Source organism: Microbulbifer maximicatervae (SeqCode) (assembly GCF_052467615.1).
In genome coordinates, this window is the sequence record NZ_CP174319.1 from 2,161,120 (window position 1) to 2,179,335 (window position 18,216).

General features: G+C 44.6%; 17 protein-coding genes. 7 read left to right on the plus strand and 10 right to left on the minus strand.

Annotation, left to right across the window (positions count from 1 at the left end; all coding sequences use genetic code 11):
* Positions 1-26 precede the first annotated feature (26 nt).
* Both ACJJIM_RS09685 and ACJJIM_RS09690 read left to right on the plus strand, forming a co-directional pair.
* Positions 27-329 carry a putative quinol monooxygenase gene (locus ACJJIM_RS09685; protein WP_444908198.1) on the plus strand — a complete coding sequence of 101 codons (303 nt, stop codon included), beginning with the start codon at positions 27-29 and terminating at the stop codon, positions 327-329.
* A 28-nt stretch (positions 330-357) separates the two neighbouring features.
* Complete coding sequence (locus ACJJIM_RS09690; RefSeq protein ID WP_444913129.1) at positions 358-1,158, plus strand: alpha/beta hydrolase; 801 nt, start codon at positions 358-360, stop codon at positions 1,156-1,158.
* A 43-nt stretch (positions 1,159-1,201) separates the two neighbouring features.
* On the opposite strand, the gene ACJJIM_RS09695 is transcribed toward ACJJIM_RS09690, so the two are convergent.
* A complete protein-coding gene (locus tag ACJJIM_RS09695; protein ID WP_444913130.1) occupies positions 1,202-2,071 on the minus strand; it encodes a LysR family transcriptional regulator in 870 nt (289 codons plus the stop codon).
* 140 nt (positions 2,072-2,211) lie between these two features.
* On the opposite strand from ACJJIM_RS09695, the gene ACJJIM_RS09700 reads away from it, so the two are divergent.
* Both ACJJIM_RS09700 and fghA read left to right on the plus strand, forming a co-directional pair.
* On the plus strand, positions 2,212-3,342 hold the full coding sequence (locus ACJJIM_RS09700) for an S-(hydroxymethyl)glutathione dehydrogenase/class III alcohol dehydrogenase (protein ID WP_444913131.1): 1,131 nt from the start codon (positions 2,212-2,214) through the stop codon (positions 3,340-3,342).
* Between the two features lie 56 nt (positions 3,343-3,398).
* Entirely contained in the window at positions 3,399-4,250 is an 852-nt protein-coding gene (gene fghA / locus ACJJIM_RS09705; RefSeq protein ID WP_413662091.1) for an S-formylglutathione hydrolase, read from the plus strand.
* A 126-nt stretch (positions 4,251-4,376) separates the two neighbouring features.
* Here fghA and ACJJIM_RS09710 read toward each other — a convergent pair whose 3' ends face one another.
* From ACJJIM_RS09710 to ACJJIM_RS09735, 6 genes are all read right to left on the minus strand, one after another.
* Entirely contained in the window at positions 4,377-5,993 is a 1,617-nt protein-coding gene (locus ACJJIM_RS09710) for a M56 family metallopeptidase (RefSeq protein WP_444913132.1), read from the minus strand.
* Entirely contained in the window at positions 5,986-6,357 is a 372-nt protein-coding gene (locus tag ACJJIM_RS09715; RefSeq protein WP_413662093.1) for a BlaI/MecI/CopY family transcriptional regulator, read from the minus strand. Before ACJJIM_RS09715 ends, ACJJIM_RS09710 begins: the two co-directional genes overlap by 8 nt.
* Positions 6,358-6,856: 499 nt before the next feature.
* Positions 6,857-7,831: a DUF3592 domain-containing protein gene (locus ACJJIM_RS09720; protein WP_413662094.1), complete on the minus strand. Its 975-nt coding sequence runs from the start codon at positions 7,829-7,831 to the stop codon at positions 6,857-6,859.
* 255 nt (positions 7,832-8,086) lie between these two features.
* Complete coding sequence (locus ACJJIM_RS09725; RefSeq protein ID WP_444913133.1) at positions 8,087-9,517, minus strand: aldehyde dehydrogenase family protein; 1,431 nt, start codon at positions 9,515-9,517, stop codon at positions 8,087-8,089.
* Positions 9,518-9,769: 252 nt separating this feature from the next.
* Entirely contained in the window at positions 9,770-11,479 is a 1,710-nt protein-coding gene (locus ACJJIM_RS09730) for an alkaline phosphatase D family protein (RefSeq protein WP_444913134.1), read from the minus strand.
* 214 nt (positions 11,480-11,693) lie between these two features.
* Positions 11,694-12,260: a DUF1993 domain-containing protein gene (locus ACJJIM_RS09735; RefSeq protein ID WP_444913135.1), complete on the minus strand. Its 567-nt coding sequence runs from the start codon at positions 12,258-12,260 to the stop codon at positions 11,694-11,696.
* Between the two features lie 148 nt (positions 12,261-12,408).
* Between ACJJIM_RS09735 and ACJJIM_RS09740 the strand changes: the two genes are divergently transcribed.
* Both ACJJIM_RS09740 and ACJJIM_RS09745 read left to right on the plus strand, forming a co-directional pair.
* Positions 12,409-12,870: an allophanate hydrolase-related protein gene (locus ACJJIM_RS09740; RefSeq protein ID WP_444913136.1), complete on the plus strand. Its 462-nt coding sequence runs from the start codon at positions 12,409-12,411 to the stop codon at positions 12,868-12,870.
* A 34-nt stretch (positions 12,871-12,904) separates the two neighbouring features.
* Positions 12,905-13,297: an allophanate hydrolase-related protein gene (locus ACJJIM_RS09745; protein WP_444913137.1), complete on the plus strand. Its 393-nt coding sequence runs from the start codon at positions 12,905-12,907 to the stop codon at positions 13,295-13,297.
* Between the two features lie 326 nt (positions 13,298-13,623).
* Here the strand turns inward: ACJJIM_RS09745 and ACJJIM_RS09750 are convergent, their stop codons facing one another.
* Together ACJJIM_RS09750 and ACJJIM_RS09755 are read right to left on the minus strand one after the other, a co-directional pair.
* Positions 13,624-14,340: an SMP-30/gluconolactonase/LRE family protein gene (locus ACJJIM_RS09750; RefSeq protein WP_444913138.1), complete on the minus strand. Its 717-nt coding sequence runs from the start codon at positions 14,338-14,340 to the stop codon at positions 13,624-13,626.
* Between the two features lie 245 nt (positions 14,341-14,585).
* Entirely contained in the window at positions 14,586-15,431 is an 846-nt protein-coding gene (locus ACJJIM_RS09755) for an alpha/beta hydrolase family protein (RefSeq protein ID WP_444913139.1), read from the minus strand.
* A gap of 548 nt (positions 15,432-15,979) precedes the next feature.
* Between ACJJIM_RS09755 and ACJJIM_RS09760 the strand changes: the two genes are divergently transcribed.
* Positions 15,980-16,852, plus strand: a complete 873-nt coding sequence (locus ACJJIM_RS09760; protein WP_444913140.1) for a glycosyltransferase — start codon at positions 15,980-15,982, stop codon at positions 16,850-16,852.
* Positions 16,853-16,915: 63 nt separating this feature from the next.
* Here ACJJIM_RS09760 and ACJJIM_RS09765 read toward each other — a convergent pair whose 3' ends face one another.
* Positions 16,916-18,061: a hypothetical protein gene (locus ACJJIM_RS09765; RefSeq protein ID WP_444913141.1), complete on the minus strand. Its 1,146-nt coding sequence runs from the start codon at positions 18,059-18,061 to the stop codon at positions 16,916-16,918.
* Positions 18,062-18,216 lie beyond the last annotated feature (155 nt).

Below are 18,216 nucleotides of genomic sequence, written 5' to 3' on the forward strand. Positions count from 1 at the left end.
ATCACCAAACAACGTGAGAGAAAACAATGACTGAAGCAAAGCTGGCCATCGTGGCACTGATCGACGCCAAAGCGGATAAGGCTGATGAAGTAAAAGCGCTACTCACCTCAGCCCAACCACTCGCTGTGGAAGAGCAAGGAACCCTGAGCTGGTATGCCGTACAAATCAACGCTACGCGATTTGCTATTTTCGACACGTTTAGCGATGAAGACGGCTTAACTGCACATCTTAACGGCAAGATCGCTGCAGCATTGCTTGGCAAAGCGGATGAACTGCTCGCATCAGAACCACAAATTATGACTGCGGATATCCTCGCATCTAAAGTCTAAGGAAGCCTTGAAAAACCGGGAGCCGGCTTTGGATACCCCTATCGTCTTTATCCACGGAACCAATGCCGGCCCCTGGACAATGGAGAACTTCCACCAGCATTTTGAAGAGGAAGGATTCTATTGTCACAGCCCAAGCTACCGCTACCATCAAGATCTAAAGTCAGAACAAAATCAGCAGCACCTTAAAGGACTGAGTATTACCGACTACGTTGATGACATCCGGGCATTTGTACAATCTTTAGATCAAAAACCTGTACTAGTCGGCCACTCCCTGGGCGGTGTTATTGCACAAAAATTGGCAACGATGGATTTGGCACGGGCAATCGTATTGCTTAACGGAAGCGTGAACTGGGGAATACTGCCCACCACAGAAGAAGAGCGTGCGCTGGGCAAGTTGTTTATGGCTGCGGGTGAATTTTGGAATGATATCCTGTTACCGGATTTCGCGACAATGGCGAAATTCGGGTTGAATAAACTTAATCCAGACGACCAGCACAAGGTCTTCGATCGATTAGGTCCTGAATCTGGGCAAGTCCTATTTGAATTGTTCTTCTGGATTTTTGACAGCAATAAAACAACCAGAATTGACTATCAAAAAATCAATTGCTCCACTTTAATGGTTTCGGGAACCGATGACCTGGCAATTCCACCTTCCACATCACAGTTAATTGCGGAGCGGCAAGGTAAAAATACCACCTTCTACCGGGCGGAAGGTTATGGTCACTATTTAATGCTAGAGCCAAAATGGAAACGGATTGCGGTATTCTGCAGTAAGTGGGTAAGCCAACAAATTGAAGAAACCACCTCCGCTAGTAATAAATCACTATGAACCCTTTACTACACCAAACCCTTAATCTGCCTCCCCCCTTTTCTCAAGTGAGATACTCGGCTAGATAATCAATCAGCAGCCTGACTTTCGGCGCGATATATCGATTGCCGGGGTAAACTGCATATACCCCTTCATCCCTATCTTCGAGATCACTTAAGAGGTTGATTAACTTTCCTTCAGCGATATATTGCTCGACGTAATAATCTGGCAACTGCACAACCCCCAGGCCTTTTAGCGCTGCATCTAAAAGCGCCCCGCCGTTGTTGTAACGAAGGCTACCTTTGACCCTAAGGTTTTTTTCTCCTTCCCTGGTATTGAATCGCCAGTAATCCAGTGTTCCCAGCAGGCAGTTGTGCCTGTTCAATTCAGACAAGGAATGTGGGGTCCCGTGCTCTTCAAGATAATCCGGTGAGGCGCATAGATGAATTCGCCGATCCGCCAACTTTCTTGCCATCAAGGTTGAGTCCTGCAACTTACCCAGGCGTATGGCGATATCGTAACCCTCATCTATAAGGTCAACCTGGCGATTGGTGAAATAGGCATTGACCTCAATCTTGGGGTTTTGAATCACAAAATCATTGATCAGTGGTGCAACCTTCTTTTCAGCATAAGTGACCGGTGCCGTCAGTTTGATTTTGCCCTGTGGGTGGCTCTGTAATTGAGTTACTGCTCGTTCCGCCGCCTCCAGCCCATCGAGCACCCCCCGGCAATGCTGGTAAAACAGCGTACCTTCTTGTGTCAGTGACACCTTGCGCGTGGTTCGATATAGCAGTTTGACATTCAAACGGCTCTCCAAAGCACTGACCTGGCGGCTGACTTTAGCAGTAGAAATAGCCAGCCGCTGCGCTGCGAGGGTAAAGCTCTCGCTTTCAGCAACATAAACGAACTCCGTAATGCCTTCCCAGTCTTTCATTATTGCAAATATGTAAAAGTAAGTTTCAAAAACACCCAATTATAATCAATTCTGCAATCAATATAATGGCTCCCCAGTCGTCACAGCGGGGCCAGCCAACTTCAGGCCCTGAATGACATGGTTTAACAGCGAGTAATCTTATGTCTGAACAATTTATCAAGTCGAAGGCCGCCATCGCTTGGGGGCCTGGCCAACCGTTATCGGTCGAAGAAGTGGATGTCATGCTGCCAAAGGCTGGTGAAGTATTGATCAAGGTCATTGCATCGGGAGTGTGTCACACCGATGCTTTCACCTTGTCTGGCGACGACCCGGAAGGCAAATTCCCCTGTATTTTGGGCCATGAAGGTGGCGGTATTGTCGTGCATGTCGGTGAAGGGGTTACCAGTGTCAAAGAGGGTGATCATGTGATCCCCCTGTACACCCCAGAATGTGGCGAGTGTAAATTCTGCAAGTCCGGCAAGACGAACCTCTGCCAAAAGATCCGTGAAACTCAGGGGCAAGGCCTGATGCCCGACGGCACCACACGCTTCTATAAAGATGGCAAGCCCATCTACCACTATATGGGCTGCTCGACATTTTCGGAGTACACCGTACTGCCAGAGATTTCACTGGCAAAAGTAAATCCGGCTGCACCGTTAGAGGAAGTCTGCCTGCTGGGTTGTGGTGTCACTACTGGTATGGGCGCTGTGATGAACACCGCCAAAGTTCAAGAAGGCGATACTGTTGCGATTTTTGGCCTTGGGGGCATTGGCCTTTCGGCGATTATCGGCGCTACCATGACAAAGGCCTCGCGAATCATTGCCATCGATATCAATGAAAGCAAGTTTGAAATAGCCCGCAAACTGGGGGCGACGGACTGCATCAACCCCAACAACTACGATAAGCCAATTCAGGAAGTCATTGTCGAACTCACCGAGGGCGGTGTGGATTACTCCTTCGAATGCATCGGCAACGTCAATGTGATGCGCTCCGCTCTGGAGTGCTGCCACAAGGGCTGGGGTGAATCGGTCATTATCGGTGTAGCTGGTGCCGGCCAGGAGATCTCCACCCGTCCCTTCCAGCTGGTAACAGGCCGAGTCTGGCGCGGGTCCGCATTCGGCGGCGTTAAAGGACGCTCCGAATTACCAGACTACGTAGAGCGCTACCTGAATGGCGAATTCCAGCTCAACGACTTTATCACCCACACCATGAGCCTGGATGACATCAATAAATCTTTCGATCTGTTACATAAAGGCGAAAGTATCCGCACCGTCATTCACTTCGATCAATAACCAGCAATGATCAATTGGGCCATCCCTTGGAGGTGGTCCAATTAGGGCTATCCATCATGTCTATTGAAAATATCAGTGCCAACCGGAGTTTTGGCGGCTGGCACAAGCAATACCTTCACGACTCTCAGTCACTTAACTGCAAAATGCGTTTTGCTATTTATTTGCCACCGCAAGCTTCACAAATGCACAAGGTTCCGGTGCTCTACTGGCTGTCAGGTCTGACCTGTACCGATGAGAATTTTATGCAAAAGGCAGGAGCCCAGCGGATTGCCTCCGAACTGGGGATAGCCATCGTTGCTCCCGACACCAGTCCCCGTGGAGAATCTGTTGCCGATGATGAAGCCTATGATCTGGGGCAAGGTGCTGGATTTTATATCAACGCCACCCAAGCGCCCTGGAGTCGCCACTACCACATGTATGATTATGTGGTGGAAGAACTGCCGGCACTTATCGAGAGCACCTTCCCTGTGACAACACAGCGGGCCATTGCAGGACATTCAATGGGGGGCCATGGCGCACTGATAATCGCCCTACGCAATCCGACAAGTTATGTTTCCGCATCAGCCTTCAGCCCCATTAGCAATCCTTCTCAGTGTCCGTGGGGACAAAAAGCCTTTGAAACCTATTTAGGCAAAGATCGGGATAGTTGGCGAGACTACGATAGCAGCGAACTGCTCAAAAATGCCGAGAAGTCTGTGCCGATGTTGGTGGATCAAGGGGAAGCTGATAGCTTTCTTGTTGAACAGCTGAAACCCGAGATGCTCGAAGCGGTTGCCAAAGTAAGTAACTACCCGCTCCAACTTCGCCGCCATTCCGGCTATGACCACAGCTATTACTTTATCGCCAGCTTTATTGAGGAACATCTTCGGTTTCATGGCAGCTTTTTCAATCAAGCACTCAAAAGATAATATTTGATGCCCTTTAGAAACCTAATGCGGCTGTCTGGAGGAGAACTCGAACTACAAATGGGCCACAATGGGCCCATCTGCAGTTAAACATTTAGGTTTCGCCACCAAACTACAAAGTGACAAACCCTATCTCTGCACAATCTGAATTGAGGGCTGCCACTTGAGCTTTACTCTAACTCCTTCAACAGTTGAAGATGTTTGATTGCTGAAGACATAGAGCTCAGAGGCCTGCTGAGCTTCCTCCATAAATAAATCTCTGTATTGGTCCTGAACTTCCAAGTCAATGACCCGGACATTAAATGGAATTCCACTGGAATTAACATCAAACTCCACGGTAGCTTCCGCACTCACACCCATCATTTCCAACTCCTTAGAAGGGTAGCGGGGAAAATGGGATTTAATCGCATATAAAGACTGGTCAATATTAAAGCTATGCGTTGCCTCGGAGTCAGGAATAGAGTAAGGCAGTAATTTTATATCTCTTTTCGGCATCTTCTTTAGGGCTTCATCACGAGCCTCAGCAGATGTACCGACGCCTGCATAGTGATAACGAACAATGTATTTAACATCTTCGACAAGCTTACCCTTTGTCTGGAATGCTGCATTCTTAACGAGGAAGGTTGCATTTTCAACAAACTGATCCTCAAATCCCCCGGAAGTCACAACCTGCAAAGCTTTAATATTCGAAACTTCCCCATCCTCGGCTACATTAAATTGCAGTAATACTTCCCCCTGTACTCCCGCAAAGAATGCTTGACGTGGGGGCTGGCGATATAGTGAGGAAAAGGTTCCCAAGCTCTGCAAACTTGATTTCTCTCCCGCCACAGCTTGCCCCCAGACTATCGACAAGCACCCGACCAACAGACAAAATCCCTTAGTTGTAATATTGAGTATTTTAGAAGGTATAAACTTGTTCTTCATTCTTTCAATCCTTGTAATCATTGTTCTTTTATCTCCATAATGTGACTGAAGAATACCAAAATCAGTCTTCAACTCATTGGTTATCACCATAGTTTTGGCATATTCCAAACGGTCAGATTTTACTGCATTCGCAAGCACAATCTCGTCACATGAACACTCTTTAAATAAGCGAAATCTATATAGCAGAACCCATGCCAGCGGATTTATCCAAAATGTAATAACCACAATTAAAGCTAACAAATTCCATAAGTTGTCGTATCTTTTTGCATGCACCTCCTCGTGTGAAAAAATTAATGACAACTGCCTATTACTGTAAATTTGACCATAGTTCTCAGGCAGCACTATTTTCGGTGAAACAAAACCAATCAAGATAGGACTTGATATCTTCCTGGATGTGAAAAATTTTTCTCTACAATTTTCTTCAGAAGAAAAGCCTGAGCGTGGCGCCAAGGGTAAAAAGCTAACTTTCAGAAAGCTTATTACCAGTATGAACAAAAGAAATACAAACCCAGACCACCAGACAGTGCCTATCCAATCAAACGAGCGAGCTTCAGATACCGGGTTCAACACCTCAGACACTGAGTCAGTGACATTACTATAACCACTGCTGACGGCTTGAATTGTTGGTGTCGCTTGCTCGAACTCTAAATTAAAAGTATCAGAGGCTGACAAATTGGCTAACACTAAGCATACTGGGATCAGCAAATACAGCTTGTATACAAAAACAGAACCAAGACGTTTACTAAGAAACTGATCACCAAGTAACACTAGAATTGCTAGAAAAGAGAAAAAAAGTTGCTGCTGAAACACCCAGCTACTCATTTTCCTGCTCCCAGTTTCTAATTAACTCCTTTAATTCCTCAATATCATCTCGTTTAAGTTCACCACTGGAGGCAAATCCAGAAAAGAAAAGAGATACCCGCCCTTCAAACAAGCGGTCCAGAATACTCCGACCTTGCTTTAACTGATACTCCCCCCTCTCAATGCAAGGTGAATACAAATAACCTCTATCTGCTTTTTCAAAAGAAAGGGCGCCTTTCTTAACTAAACGGCTGATTAAAGACCTAACCGTTTTCTCTTGCCATGACTTGCGCGAATGCAACCTCTGATACAGCTCCCGCGCCGTAGCAGGCGCCCCTTGCCACATCGCCTCCATAACTTCGAACTCAGCATCGGTAATCTCCATTTACGCTCCTTGATTACATTTGTAGTCCAGTGACTACAAATGTAATCCAAGTACCCAAACCCTGTAAAGCGATCTTTTGAAAATAATTCCCAAAGATCACACAAAGTTAAACTTAACTTTCTATTAAACGAAATGATTATCCTAATAACTACCTAAGGACAACAAAGGTAAATTTCTACATTGGGACCAAATAGGTGTGAGGTCATAAAATTATTGAGTTTGCCCCCCTTGATGTATCTAGCCATTGATAGTAACGGCGCTCTGGTGTCGCTTTATTCCCTCTAAATAGTTGCACCGTGTTCAGAGGACGCTAATTTGAAAACTGGAAGCTCATATTCCCTTTCAAAGTAATCGCCACGGATTTCCCCGCTGACATTTAGGTACCAATATTCTCTATCCCCACAATAAACACTGGTACTAGATTCAGGTAAGCCCTCTGGGATATCAAAACTAAAATAGATCCTATTCCCCACAGCAGTAGCCTTTAGATTACCCTGTATCATTTTTCCCAATTCACATACTCACGTTTTCTAGCATCTTTTCCCCTCCCCTCTGTTACACACGCGAACTGCTTTAATTTGATACGAATAGATTTATCGGTTAGCTCTAGTAGTGGAGGAAATTGGATATACCCGGAAACCTTACCTCCTATACGGCCAGGAAATGGCCGCATAACAATAGGCACCCTTCCAATTGCCTTATATCTAGACCAATTAATGATTGGCACAATTATAAATAAGCAACTGACAACACCTAATATCAAAGTTATTAGCCAGTCAGAATTCCAGTTCGATAGAAACGTCAACCCTATAAAAATAAAGATCAACCCAAGCAAGAATACTAATACTCCGCCCCACAGTTGTTTTTTAAGGATTACTCTGGTTTCATATATTATACCTTCAGAACTCCACTTGTTTTTTGCCAACCATGGTTTTCTCTCAATTAACTTAGGATTCTGCTCTTGCTCCTGAAGAGTATATATTCTAAGAACAACTACTCCGATAAGAATAAAGATAAAGCACACTGATCCTGGAACAATAACCTCTGACCATCGCAACCCCCTGTCCAACACAGAGTCATAGGGATCATTTGGGTTATACCAGCCACTAAACGTGCGTTTCTGCTTCTTATACTTCTGAAGTTTGTCATACATGATTTCATGGTAGTAACCTCCTGCAGAATCATCAGACTCTGAATGTATATCAACTCGATTGCCCCAGTAGGTTTTACCGTTTATATAATATTCATAACTGGCAACAACCTGGCGATAGGTACTGTGCCCATCCTGATAAACCTCTAAATCTATATCAAGAATTTGAGCGTCCATCGGAAACCAGGTTGACATCCTAATTTTGTCAACTATTGGTGAAAGCACCCATAGATATAAACAGGCACAACATAGAGTTTGATAGGTAATAAAATATAATAAAGACTTCGGTGATATCTTAGCTTTATTTTTTATCCGGTCATCCATGAAAAAACACCTAAAACAACTTCAATCACTACTGGAGGCCGTCAACTCAATTTATCTAGTGCCGTAAAAGAAACTTAAAAAATAGCGAAATAATTAGCAAAATAATAAAGGCTGAGTCTAAACATAAACAGCGGATTAATTATTATATACAAAAATAATTGCTGTATAGTATCACAATCAAGACACGTCAGATATGAGGTCTAACTTATCGCTTTCCTCTGTGAGTAACATCTCAATTTAATAAATTCTTAGGTCCTACCCTGGAGTTCGCACCACCATCAACCGCTCCTCGGTCATATCCGCAATAGCCCAGCGTACCCCTTCCCGACCAAGACCCGAATCCTTAACACCACCATAGGGCATATTATCTACCCGCCAGCTGGGTACATCACCAATAACCACACCACCCACTTCCAAGGTATCCCAGGCTTGCTGGGCTTTGTAAAGGTCACGAGTGAATATTCCAGCCTGCAGACCAAAGGCACTGTCATTCACCTTGTCTAAAACATCATCAAAGCTATCGAAAGGCTCCAGAATTGCAACTGGGCCAAATGCCTCCTGCTGTACAATGAAGCAGTCATCGGGCACGTTTTCCAATAGCGTTGGATCAAGCATGGCGCCGTCTCGTGTGCCTCCACAAAGCAGGGTTCCCCCTGCTTGAACCCCCTCTTCCACCCAGGAATGCAAGCGGGTAGCCTCTCCCTCAGAAATCATTGGGCCAATAAATGTATCTTCTGATCGAGGATCGCCTTTCTTAAGCTTTTTGGTACGCTCAACCAGACGTCGCTTCAGGTCTTCATATAGACTGCAATGTCCATAGATCCTCTGGACGCCGATACAGCTTTGACCCGACTGATAAAAGGCACCAAAAATTAACCTCTCTACAGCATCATCAAGATCTGTATCTCTATCGATAACACAGGCTGCATTACCCCCCAACTCCAAAACCACTTTCTTTCGTCCCGCCCTGGCCTTTAGATCCCAACCCACCGAAGGTGAGCCGGTAAAGCTGAGTAGTTTGAATCGATCATCCACAGTAAAAAGGTCTGCCCCTTCCCGGTGGCAAGGTAATACAGAGAAAGCGCCCTTCGGTAACTGAGTCTCCGCAAGGACTTCAGCGATAATCAATGCCCCAATAGGTGTCCGGCTTGCAGGTTTCAGTACAAAGGGACATCCAGCCGCGATGGCAGGTGCCACCTTGTGAGCGGCAAGGTTCAAAGGGAAATTGAACGGCGATATAAATGAGCATGCGCCTACTGGCACTCGTCTGATATATCCGCGATAACCCCGTGAGCGCTTGGATATCTCAAGATTGATAATCTCGCCATTGATACGCACTGCCTCTTCAGCAGCCACATGAAATGTATCGATTAAACGCAGCACCTCGCCCCGCGAATCATGAATTGGCTTACCAGCTTCAATACACAGCGCTTCGGCCAGCTCTTCAAACCTTTCACGAAAACGTACAACACAATGCTGTAAAACTTCCTGGCGGGTGTAAGACGGCAAATTAGCCATCGGTTTTTCTGCCAAAAGCGCCCAGTCGATGGCACTGTCAATAACCTTGGCATCAGCCATTGCAACCCGGGTAGCTACTTTCCCTGAATACTTGTCAGTAACTTCCAGATCGGTGTTGGCATGCACTGCTTCATTGGCCAGGTAGTAAGGGTAAGATTCTTGCAGCAAAGTAATATCCTTTTACTTGATGTCTGATCTATCTAGAGTGCCCCAACGCCAGATACAGCATTGTGCCCATCGTCGGGTATAGATGACCCGCAGGTATATATCAAATGCGTGTTCATTGGCTTATTAGTTTTGTTATCGGGGAAGGGCTTTCTTACTCGTACAAGCTAGATATGATGAAGAAGGAATCGAAACAGTGGAATCTTGTGAAGTTGGGGGCAAGCGCCCCACAACTTCATATTGACTGAGAACCAGCTACTTTTCGGTTAACCACATGCCAACAGGCTCATAATTAAACTTCTTATATACCGCTTTTTCGGTATCCGGGTTATCACTCTTCTTATCGATGTTGTATACGGTCCAGTTTAATTCATTGACATTGAATTCGATCACTGCATATCCATAGATATTACTAACAAAATCTTTGATATGTGGGTTATTGACCTGAACCCCGCCATTTAGCAGTGATGTAAACACACTGCCAACATCAATACCTTTCTCAATCGTATCGTTCATATTGGGAGAAGATATGGAAGGGGTCATCAGCTCAACGCCAACCAGGTTGTCGTAGTCCCAGTTGCTAATTTTGCTGAAATCAACTTTCAGGTATGAAGCGATACTGGAGTGGAGGTCCCCTGTCAGCACTACAAAGTTATCGACATTGCTGTCCTTAACAGATGACAGGATCTTTTCCCGCTCCCACTGGTAACCATCCCAGGCATCATAATTGGCATACACAAGAGAGCGTCCCAAAATAGTACCAGCCAATTGTGCCAGCAAAGTCTGGTTCCCCCACACTTTCCAGCGGGCACTGGAGTTAACAACTCCATCAATCAGCCAATCCCGCTGAGTCTTACCCAGCATGGTTTGGGTATCTTCTTCATAATCTGTGCACCAGTAGTTTTCCCAAGCTGTACCATCCTTGCACGGCTCCTTGGTCCTATAGGTGCGGCTATCTGTCATATACAGATCAACCAAGTCACCGAACTGGAAAGAACGATAAATCTGTAAGTAGTCAAAAGCGTGGCTTGCGGATTCATCGACTTTTACCCGCGCTGGAACATATTCGATCCAGGCCTGCTGAGCATCGCGACGCAGCTGGCGCAGCTGGTCAGGGTTGTTATCGCCGGTCTGGTAGGGATGAGATGGCACACCCAGAGTATCCCGCTCGTAATCCCAGTAAGCATTGTCTGCAGTTTCATGATCATCCCAGGTGATGATAAATGAGTGCATTTCCATCGCTCGCTGCAGATTCTTATCCTTGCGATACTCTCTGTAAATATGACGATAGTCCTCAAGATCCATCGCAACAGAGCCGCCAGAAGGCAGAGAGATCGAATGCACTATTGAGCTTTCAAAGCCCTCGTACTGGGCATATTCATAGATAAAGTCACCCAAATGCAGTACGCAATGTACATCTTCGTCCGCGATATGGTTGTAGGCGTTGTAATAACCGGTGGTGTAATCCTGACAGGTAACCACAGCCATCTTTAAATTCTCTAGGCTACCGGTAGGCAGTGTGTGACAACGCCCAACGCGGCTACTGACAGTCCCGTATTTGAAGCGGTAATAGTAACGTTGGTCAGAAGATAAGTAGCCCTCCAGGTCGATGTTAACGGTGTAATCACGGTCTGCAGTGATATCACTAGCATTAATCTCAGCACTTAGAATTGGCTGGGTAAATTCCTCATCCAGCGCGACATCTACATACAAAGACTGACCCGCGATATAGGAATCAGGGTTAATATGCGTCCAAAGAACCACTCCAGTTTGACTGGGATCTCCCGAGGCTACTGATAAATCAAAAACAATTCCGTCGTTATCAATTTGATCAGCGAATGTGGTGCCGCCCAGTACAAAACGTGCATAGGTTTCACTATCAGTGTCCGCGAGAGAACGGACCGTAAAGGGGGTCAAAAGTGCGACACCCATGGCCTGGACAAAGGTTCGGCGGGAGATGGTCATATATAAACTTCCTGTTATCGTACGTATGAAGAATCGGAAAGGGAGCGGATTCTATAGAAGAACGTACCAACAAAGAAGTTTGACTTTTTATCTAGTAATCTCTTTTTCTCTCGAAATTCACATTTATGGAGTTAATACACAAAAGTCAGATGGAGAGAAGCAAAGTCCCCCTCTCCATCAGCTATAAACTTGAAAAACTTAGCCTTGTTACCCATTAGCAATCTGAAATCATCTCTGGTCTGAGATAAGCAAAAGCGTGCTGTACATAGTCGGCTTTTCCTAAGGAAACACCTTGAGCTCTCAAGATTGCATAGGCCGTGTTGATATGGAAATAAAATTGAGGTAACGCCCAGTCCCTGGCATATTGCTCATTAGTCATATCGAAAGTCATCCCATTCGGGAGCTTAATCGTCACAGGCTCATCCACTGCTTTCATCACTGCATCTGGCGAAACGCTTCTTAAAAATGCCAGTGCCTCTCGAATTCGCTCTTGAGCTTCGGAAATGGACCCGGGGTTTTCACCAGCTCCCTGCCCTTCACGAGCCAACTGCTCCAGAAAATCTGGAAGCGCACGCCGCCCCAATCGAAATATTGCCTCTTGCGCCTGTAAGCAACTAAACCGAACTTGGGATGATAAAGGAAACATATCTGGAGCAAGCCTCGCTTTAAGGAGGGCTTCAGACTCATCTTCTGGAAATTCTGTTTTTGCCTTATCCAACCAACTAGAAAGTGCTTCCAATAGTTGTATATACGTAGGCAATAACAAATCAGTCAGGTTCATAATATGTTTCCACTGGTTTTTATTGATAAGCGACAAAATATATCTCTGGTACCATTCTAAAATAATAAGGGAGGCACAAGCATAATTTAGTGTCTTCTTGCCTCCATATCTAAGCTAAATTCATAAGGCGTCGACTCGAGATAAATCAATGCTCAGGATACTCAGGTATATTGCTGCTAGTTTAATGGTATTAGTGTCACTAGCGAATGCTGAATCTATTGACGTCGCAGTTAATGGCACGCTAATGCGTGGATTCGCCCTCGAAAAACACATGCTTAAAAACCATGCCACTTTTGTACGAGAGGCTAAAACGGCGTCGATCTATCGCATGTGGTCAATTGGAGACAAATACCCCGCAATGGAAAGAGTTCTCAACGGCGGCACATGGATTACACTGGAGATCTGGTCGATTCTGCAAGCCAACTTGGTCAATCTATTAGAGGAGGAGGCCAAAGGGTTAGCTTTAGGTAAAGTTGCTTTAGCGGATGGAACACAGGTATTAGGCATACTGGGTGAAAACTATATTATCCAAAACCAGAAAGATATATCCAAGTGGCATGGCTGGCGAGCCTATGCAGAGAGTATGAGTAGTAATGAAACCGGTCAGTAGCACTAATATCAAATATTTGATTTAGACAATCGAAATGAGTACACATACAGAAGTCGCAGTAAATGGACCATTGATGCGTGGCCTGGCGTTAGATAAAAATTTAATACAAAACAATGCAACCTTTGTGAGAGAGGCTAAAACAGAAGCCATTTACCGGATGTGGGCAATCAAAGGCGAATATCCTTCGATGCAGAGAGTGCGCACAGGTGGAACATGGTTCAACGTTGAAATTTGGTCCTTACCCAAGGCCAACTTAATTGAAGTACTTAATTTAGAAGCGGCGGGACTAACTTTGGGTAAAGTAGTCTTAGAAAATGGCGGGCAAGTTTTAGGGATATTAGGAGAAAACTATTTGACTCAGCAACAAGAAGATATTTCCCGATTTCATGGATGGCGCAACTATATACAACAGAAATCTAAAAACTGACGTTGAAGCTACTTTTATTTAATCCTAAACAATATCATTAGGGAGCCTCTGAATAATTCCGTGATGTCTCTGGCTTGCAGAGCGGTTCACAATCAAGGCGCGACTTCGCAGGAATGTCTAGACCTTTCAAGAAGTTGCAACGCGGAGTGTGAATCGCTCTGAAAGCCCCATAGGGCGGGCCTTGAAGGCCACAACTGCTGCGTTGCAGCTCTTGCAAAGGGCTACGGCCATTCACTGCGAGCTGCGCCTAACATCTGCAGCCTTCAAGGCCCGCAGAGATATTACGGAATTATTCAGAGGCTCCTTAGCTAAACAATCCACTCAGTCTATATCTTTGGGCGGTATAGCTGCCTACCACGGCACGGTATTCCTACCCACTCTAAGCACCCTGCATCCAGAATCGTTACTACCGCCCCACCTCTCGAGTCTTCGCAAAAGGCTATATTGGTGGGTCGTTTACCACAGGTGGGTATTCGTTCGGCCACCCTTCCCTCACCATCAAGAACGGTCACGTCACCTTGACCAAACACTGCACAATACAATCGCCCGTCACTACCGAAAGCCATCCCATCTGGCCCTACAAATCCCTCTGGCGCCCCAACAACCACATTGCCGAAAAGCTCCCGTTTGGGGCGCGTTAACGAAGCGAAATTGTAGCGGTAGATATTGCCGCTAATAGTCTCCCCTACATACAGCTGGCCCCGATCATCAATGGCAATACCGTTGGGAAAACGCAATCCGGAATCAAGCTGTCGCAACACATCTCCATTGCGAGGATCTATCTCTAATACCTGTCCATAGTAGCGACAAGATCGGCAATCAGCTCGAATCACCTGCCCCTGAACAAAAATATCCGGGTCAATCCCGGAGTCTGTTATGTAAAGTAAGCCATTATCACCAAAAACCAGATCATTGGGCCATAAGTAGGGCTGATCTTCTGGTCCGTCATAAGCTTCAATAAGATCCCCATTTAGCCCCATGCGAACAAGCTGCTTACCCCCTCCATCTGCAATCCATAAATTGTCATACCCATCGATTGCCATGCCATTAGGTCGCCGAGCAGGATACCCTATTTGTTGATATTGACCCTGCAAGTCAATACAGCTTATACAGTGCCGTCTAGATGCCATTTCAGTGACATAAATGCGGCCATCAGGCAGACAGACGGGCCCTTCTGGTTCTTGTAAGCCTCTACATAGTACTTGTCTCTCCATGCTAACGACCACAGGCTCGAGTTGGTATAAAAGGCATCATGTGTGATACGAGGGCGTATCAACGCCAGGAGGGACTAGTCCAGCCAACCTAATACGTTCCGCCAAAGACTCTCCTTGAACTCCTTTCGGAAAAACCCAAAGTGGCCTATTGATGTATTTCCAATAGAGCTGGTTTGAATAATCTCAATATCTGTATTCGCATTACTGTAAAAATCTCGCAATGCACGGACAGCCTTCTCTGGTGCAAAGTCCTTATCGTCATCTATAAGCAGGAACTTCATATCACACTGCATGCGCTCGAATCCCTCACGAATCGGCCGACCATGCTGATCGACAACGTAATCCTTATGTCGAGCCCAGTAAGCCCATTCACGAGCTATTCCTGCAGGTAGGTTCTCTCCCCCCCAAAGTACTCCGGGCACCCATCCCAAAACATTCGATAGCAAAGGAAATGCGCAGTACCATCCAAATAATAGCTTTGGCTGATACCTTGCATCCCAATGCCCCCAATAGCCGCTCTGAGAAGAAACACAATACACACTCGCAAATCGGGTATTATTTGACGCAAGGCCTACAATTTGACCACCGACACTATGGCATATGCAGTGCCACTCCAAGCTTTTAGTTCGTTTGCTGCACCAATCAATCACTGCCGCCAAATCGCTCTCCCCCCAGGCTCTTAAGGTCAGCCGTTTGTCCCTTTGATTCTCGATAGAGGACTTACCAATACCTCGGTAATCATAAGTAAGAACCAAATAGCCATTCCGAGCTAAGAAACAAGCAAAATCCCGATAGTAGCTCTGCTTAACCGCCATAGCAGAATTAATAATGATGCCGGCTTTGGGCACCTCACTCGGCGAGAATAGCCTTGCACCAAGCACTATCCCATCGTTAGTGGGGATTTGCTGAGCCTCAATCATTTATTCAAAGGTTCCCCCGTGTAATTCAACACAAACTATTGGGTAAGTTAAAATTCCACCCAATACTTCCGGTCTATCACATGAGATGTAATTAACAAGCTGATCCCTAACAGGTATTTCCTCCTTCCAAGAGCAGTAAATTGACTTGAATATTCACTTCTCGACATTTACCACCCCCTAAAGACTAGAGCAAGTTAAAAGCCTTAATTATATCGCCCTATATAATGAGATTTGATGTTCCAGTTTATGAATTGAAAGGAGGTAGCTTTACCAAAAAGTCAAATAACATGGCAGACTATTGCTCTAGCTTTCCACTATTTCACCTGCAAATGTCCACGTGAGCTGCACAAAGATATACCCTGCCAATAATCCTCATATTCACTATCAAAAGTGCTAAAACTTCTAAGTACTCTAAAATGCAAGGATAAGGTTTGATAGCCGATCAATCCAGTCGCCAAGTTAAGGAGATTCGATTTATCGCTCACCTTATATTCCACCTGATTCACTTAAAATGATTTTGAGCTATAGACAACAGGAAGTTTAGGTGCATGTCCGATCGATTCAGTATTATTATGCCATGCTACAACGATTCTGACCTTCTGTATAACCTATTACAAGGCTACACTTTACAAACCTTTCCAAAGGAAAATTTTGAAATCATTATTGTAGATAACAACTCGCAAGACCCCAACATCCTGTCATGTTACAACCAGTTTAAGAACCACCTTACTTTAACTTTACTATTCAGACCTCAATTACCAGACCCATTTGCACTTAACTCGGCGCGAAACTTAGGGGTCAAGATTGCTAAATACGAGTGGTGTGTATTTACAGATAGTGATTGTATCCCCGCCCCGAACTATCTGGCAGAGATTCAAAAAATAATCAATGATTATGGGCCTAGTATCTGCATGACCGGGATAAGGGAATTTATTCACTCTAAAGATATTGTCCCAGCAGAAATGGACGGCGACGGCAAGTACCTTTACGCATGCCCTAGATTTAATAGCCCATCAAATTATGGACTCAGTAAAGATAGGCGCCTAGGGAAAATAGAGCAATTACCGAATACAGAACACCCCTGGGGGCACTTTTATGGCTGTAATATGGTATTTAAAAGGGAGGATGTCATTAAAGTTGGTTTTTTTGATGAAAAATACGATGGAACCTGGGGTTACGATGACATAGACCTGGCTTATCGAGTTATCAATGAACTCAAAGTACAGCCAATTTTTATGAAAGAAGCCATTGTCTACCATCAAGACAACATAAATTTAACAGAGACAATCAATGGCAAGAAGAACAAAATTAAAGATTTGAGCAACCCAAACTATCAATATATCTGCAAGAGAATTTCCGGGTATTATGAGTTTAGTAATCGCGAATTCAAACGATTTGGGCTAACAACTACTGCAAGCTAACAATTGACCTGAGTGACCAACTTAAACGCGCCTAAATATTGTTATACATTCTTCAAGCATCTATCAGATATCTGATAGTTCAATCTCACTAGAGAAAGATTTCAGAAACAGAACAACCTTATCAAGAGAGAAAATAGCCTCATTAACAGCAACCTCAATATGATAACCATCAGAAGCTTTACTGATAACAAAGACCAGTGCATCTCTTGTGATTGAATAGGTCGCGATGCAGTCGACCTCTCGAGCAGGCAAATAACTAAACGTAAAGTCTTCGTTGATACTTGATGTAACTTGTTTCTCTACTTTTAACATATTGAGGAGTACCATTGCATAATATGCAATGTGGTACCTTTTTAATAGGTATATTTGATACCTAGAGAGTTTATTTAGAGAAAAATAGAAACCAGATGCCGTATTTCCTACCCCAGCCAGTCTTTCACCCTGATCAGGAATGTTGTGAATAAACTCTTGGGTAATCAATATGTTTGCCCGCTGCCTTTCGAAAGTACTGACAAAATTATCTATAAAAGATTTCAAGACATTTTCGAAAGATATCTCGCTAGATTCAACTTTAGCTGACACCAATACGATGTCATCGAGATCTCCTTTTATACAACCCTTTTCCTCCAAGAGAAATGGATTTGGCTTGTTCTCCTTCCTATTAAACATTCTCAGACTTAAACCAATAAATAAAGCTTGGACCAACCCTATAACCCGGTGAAAATTTGAGTATTGCCCATTACCCTTGTATATATGCATTATTGAAGAGCAATATGCATCTGACTTTTCCTGATCTTTTTTCAACAAGCAATTGGCATATTTAGAAAAGAGCAGGCCAGTGTAACCGGAAAAAAAATCATGATTTGCTATAAAGCATACAGATGTGCTATCAAAGTGGATGTAGAAGGGGATCTTTTCAACCTCCAACCTCTTATATAGGACCTTCCTCCCAACGACACCTGTCAGCTCTTCCCTCAGCGCCTCAATCTTTTCTAAGTAAAAGCGTTTCGGGTGAGGCGCGGTAGTCAATGCAACTAAGTCATAGAGCTTGTCTAGACAATCAGTAATTTCATCTTGGTTAGTTCTAGTGACAACATTTATAAGTAAAGTAGATACACAGCCATAACCTTTTAGGTGCTGCTGAACAAAGCTCTCTGGCGCTTCTATCGGCGTGAATAGTCTGGACAGAAAGTTGGATTTGTCGGCCACGATACCACCTTACAAGGGAGGGATTGTCACTTCAGTCGATCACATACCATCTAAATTTAGTCAACTACCCTTATGGCAACAATTACTTAAAGGTTTTCCTTTGAGCAACTTAGCATAAAGAGGGCATAGAAAAACATAAGACAAGTAGTTATTAT

Bases quoted from the DNA above. Each gene is read 5' to 3' on its own strand.
- ACJJIM_RS09685 (WP_444908198.1), top strand. From the start codon at position 27: ATGACTGAAGCAAAGCTGGCCATCGTGGCACTGATCGACGCCAAAGCG.
- ACJJIM_RS09695 (WP_444913130.1), bottom strand. From the start codon at position 2,071: ATGAAAGACTGGGAAGGCATTACGGAGTTCGTTTATGTTGCTGAAAGC.
- ACJJIM_RS09700 (WP_444913131.1), top strand. From the start codon at position 2,212: ATGTCTGAACAATTTATCAAGTCGAAGGCCGCCATCGCTTGGGGGCCT.
- fghA (WP_413662091.1), top strand. From the start codon at position 3,399: ATGTCTATTGAAAATATCAGTGCCAACCGGAGTTTTGGCGGCTGGCAC.
- ACJJIM_RS09710 (WP_444913132.1), bottom strand. From the start codon at position 5,993: ATGAGTAGCTGGGTGTTTCAGCAGCAACTTTTTTTCTCTTTTCTAGCA.
- ACJJIM_RS09715 (WP_413662093.1), bottom strand. From the start codon at position 6,357: ATGGAGATTACCGATGCTGAGTTCGAAGTTATGGAGGCGATGTGGCAA.
- ACJJIM_RS09720 (WP_413662094.1), bottom strand. From the start codon at position 7,831: ATGGATGACCGGATAAAAAATAAAGCTAAGATATCACCGAAGTCTTTA.
- ACJJIM_RS09730 (WP_444913134.1), bottom strand. From the start codon at position 11,479: ATGACCATCTCCCGCCGAACCTTTGTCCAGGCCATGGGTGTCGCACTT.
- ACJJIM_RS09735 (WP_444913135.1), bottom strand. From the start codon at position 12,260: ATGAACCTGACTGATTTGTTATTGCCTACGTATATACAACTATTGGAA.
- ACJJIM_RS09740 (WP_444913136.1), top strand. From the start codon at position 12,409: ATGCTCAGGATACTCAGGTATATTGCTGCTAGTTTAATGGTATTAGTG.
- ACJJIM_RS09745 (WP_444913137.1), top strand. From the start codon at position 12,905: ATGAGTACACATACAGAAGTCGCAGTAAATGGACCATTGATGCGTGGC.
- ACJJIM_RS09750 (WP_444913138.1), bottom strand. From the start codon at position 14,340: ATGGCAATCGATGGGTATGACAATTTATGGATTGCAGATGGAGGGGGT.
- ACJJIM_RS09755 (WP_444913139.1), bottom strand. From the start codon at position 15,431: ATGATTGAGGCTCAGCAAATCCCCACTAACGATGGGATAGTGCTTGGT.
- ACJJIM_RS09760 (WP_444913140.1), top strand. From the start codon at position 15,980: ATGTCCGATCGATTCAGTATTATTATGCCATGCTACAACGATTCTGAC.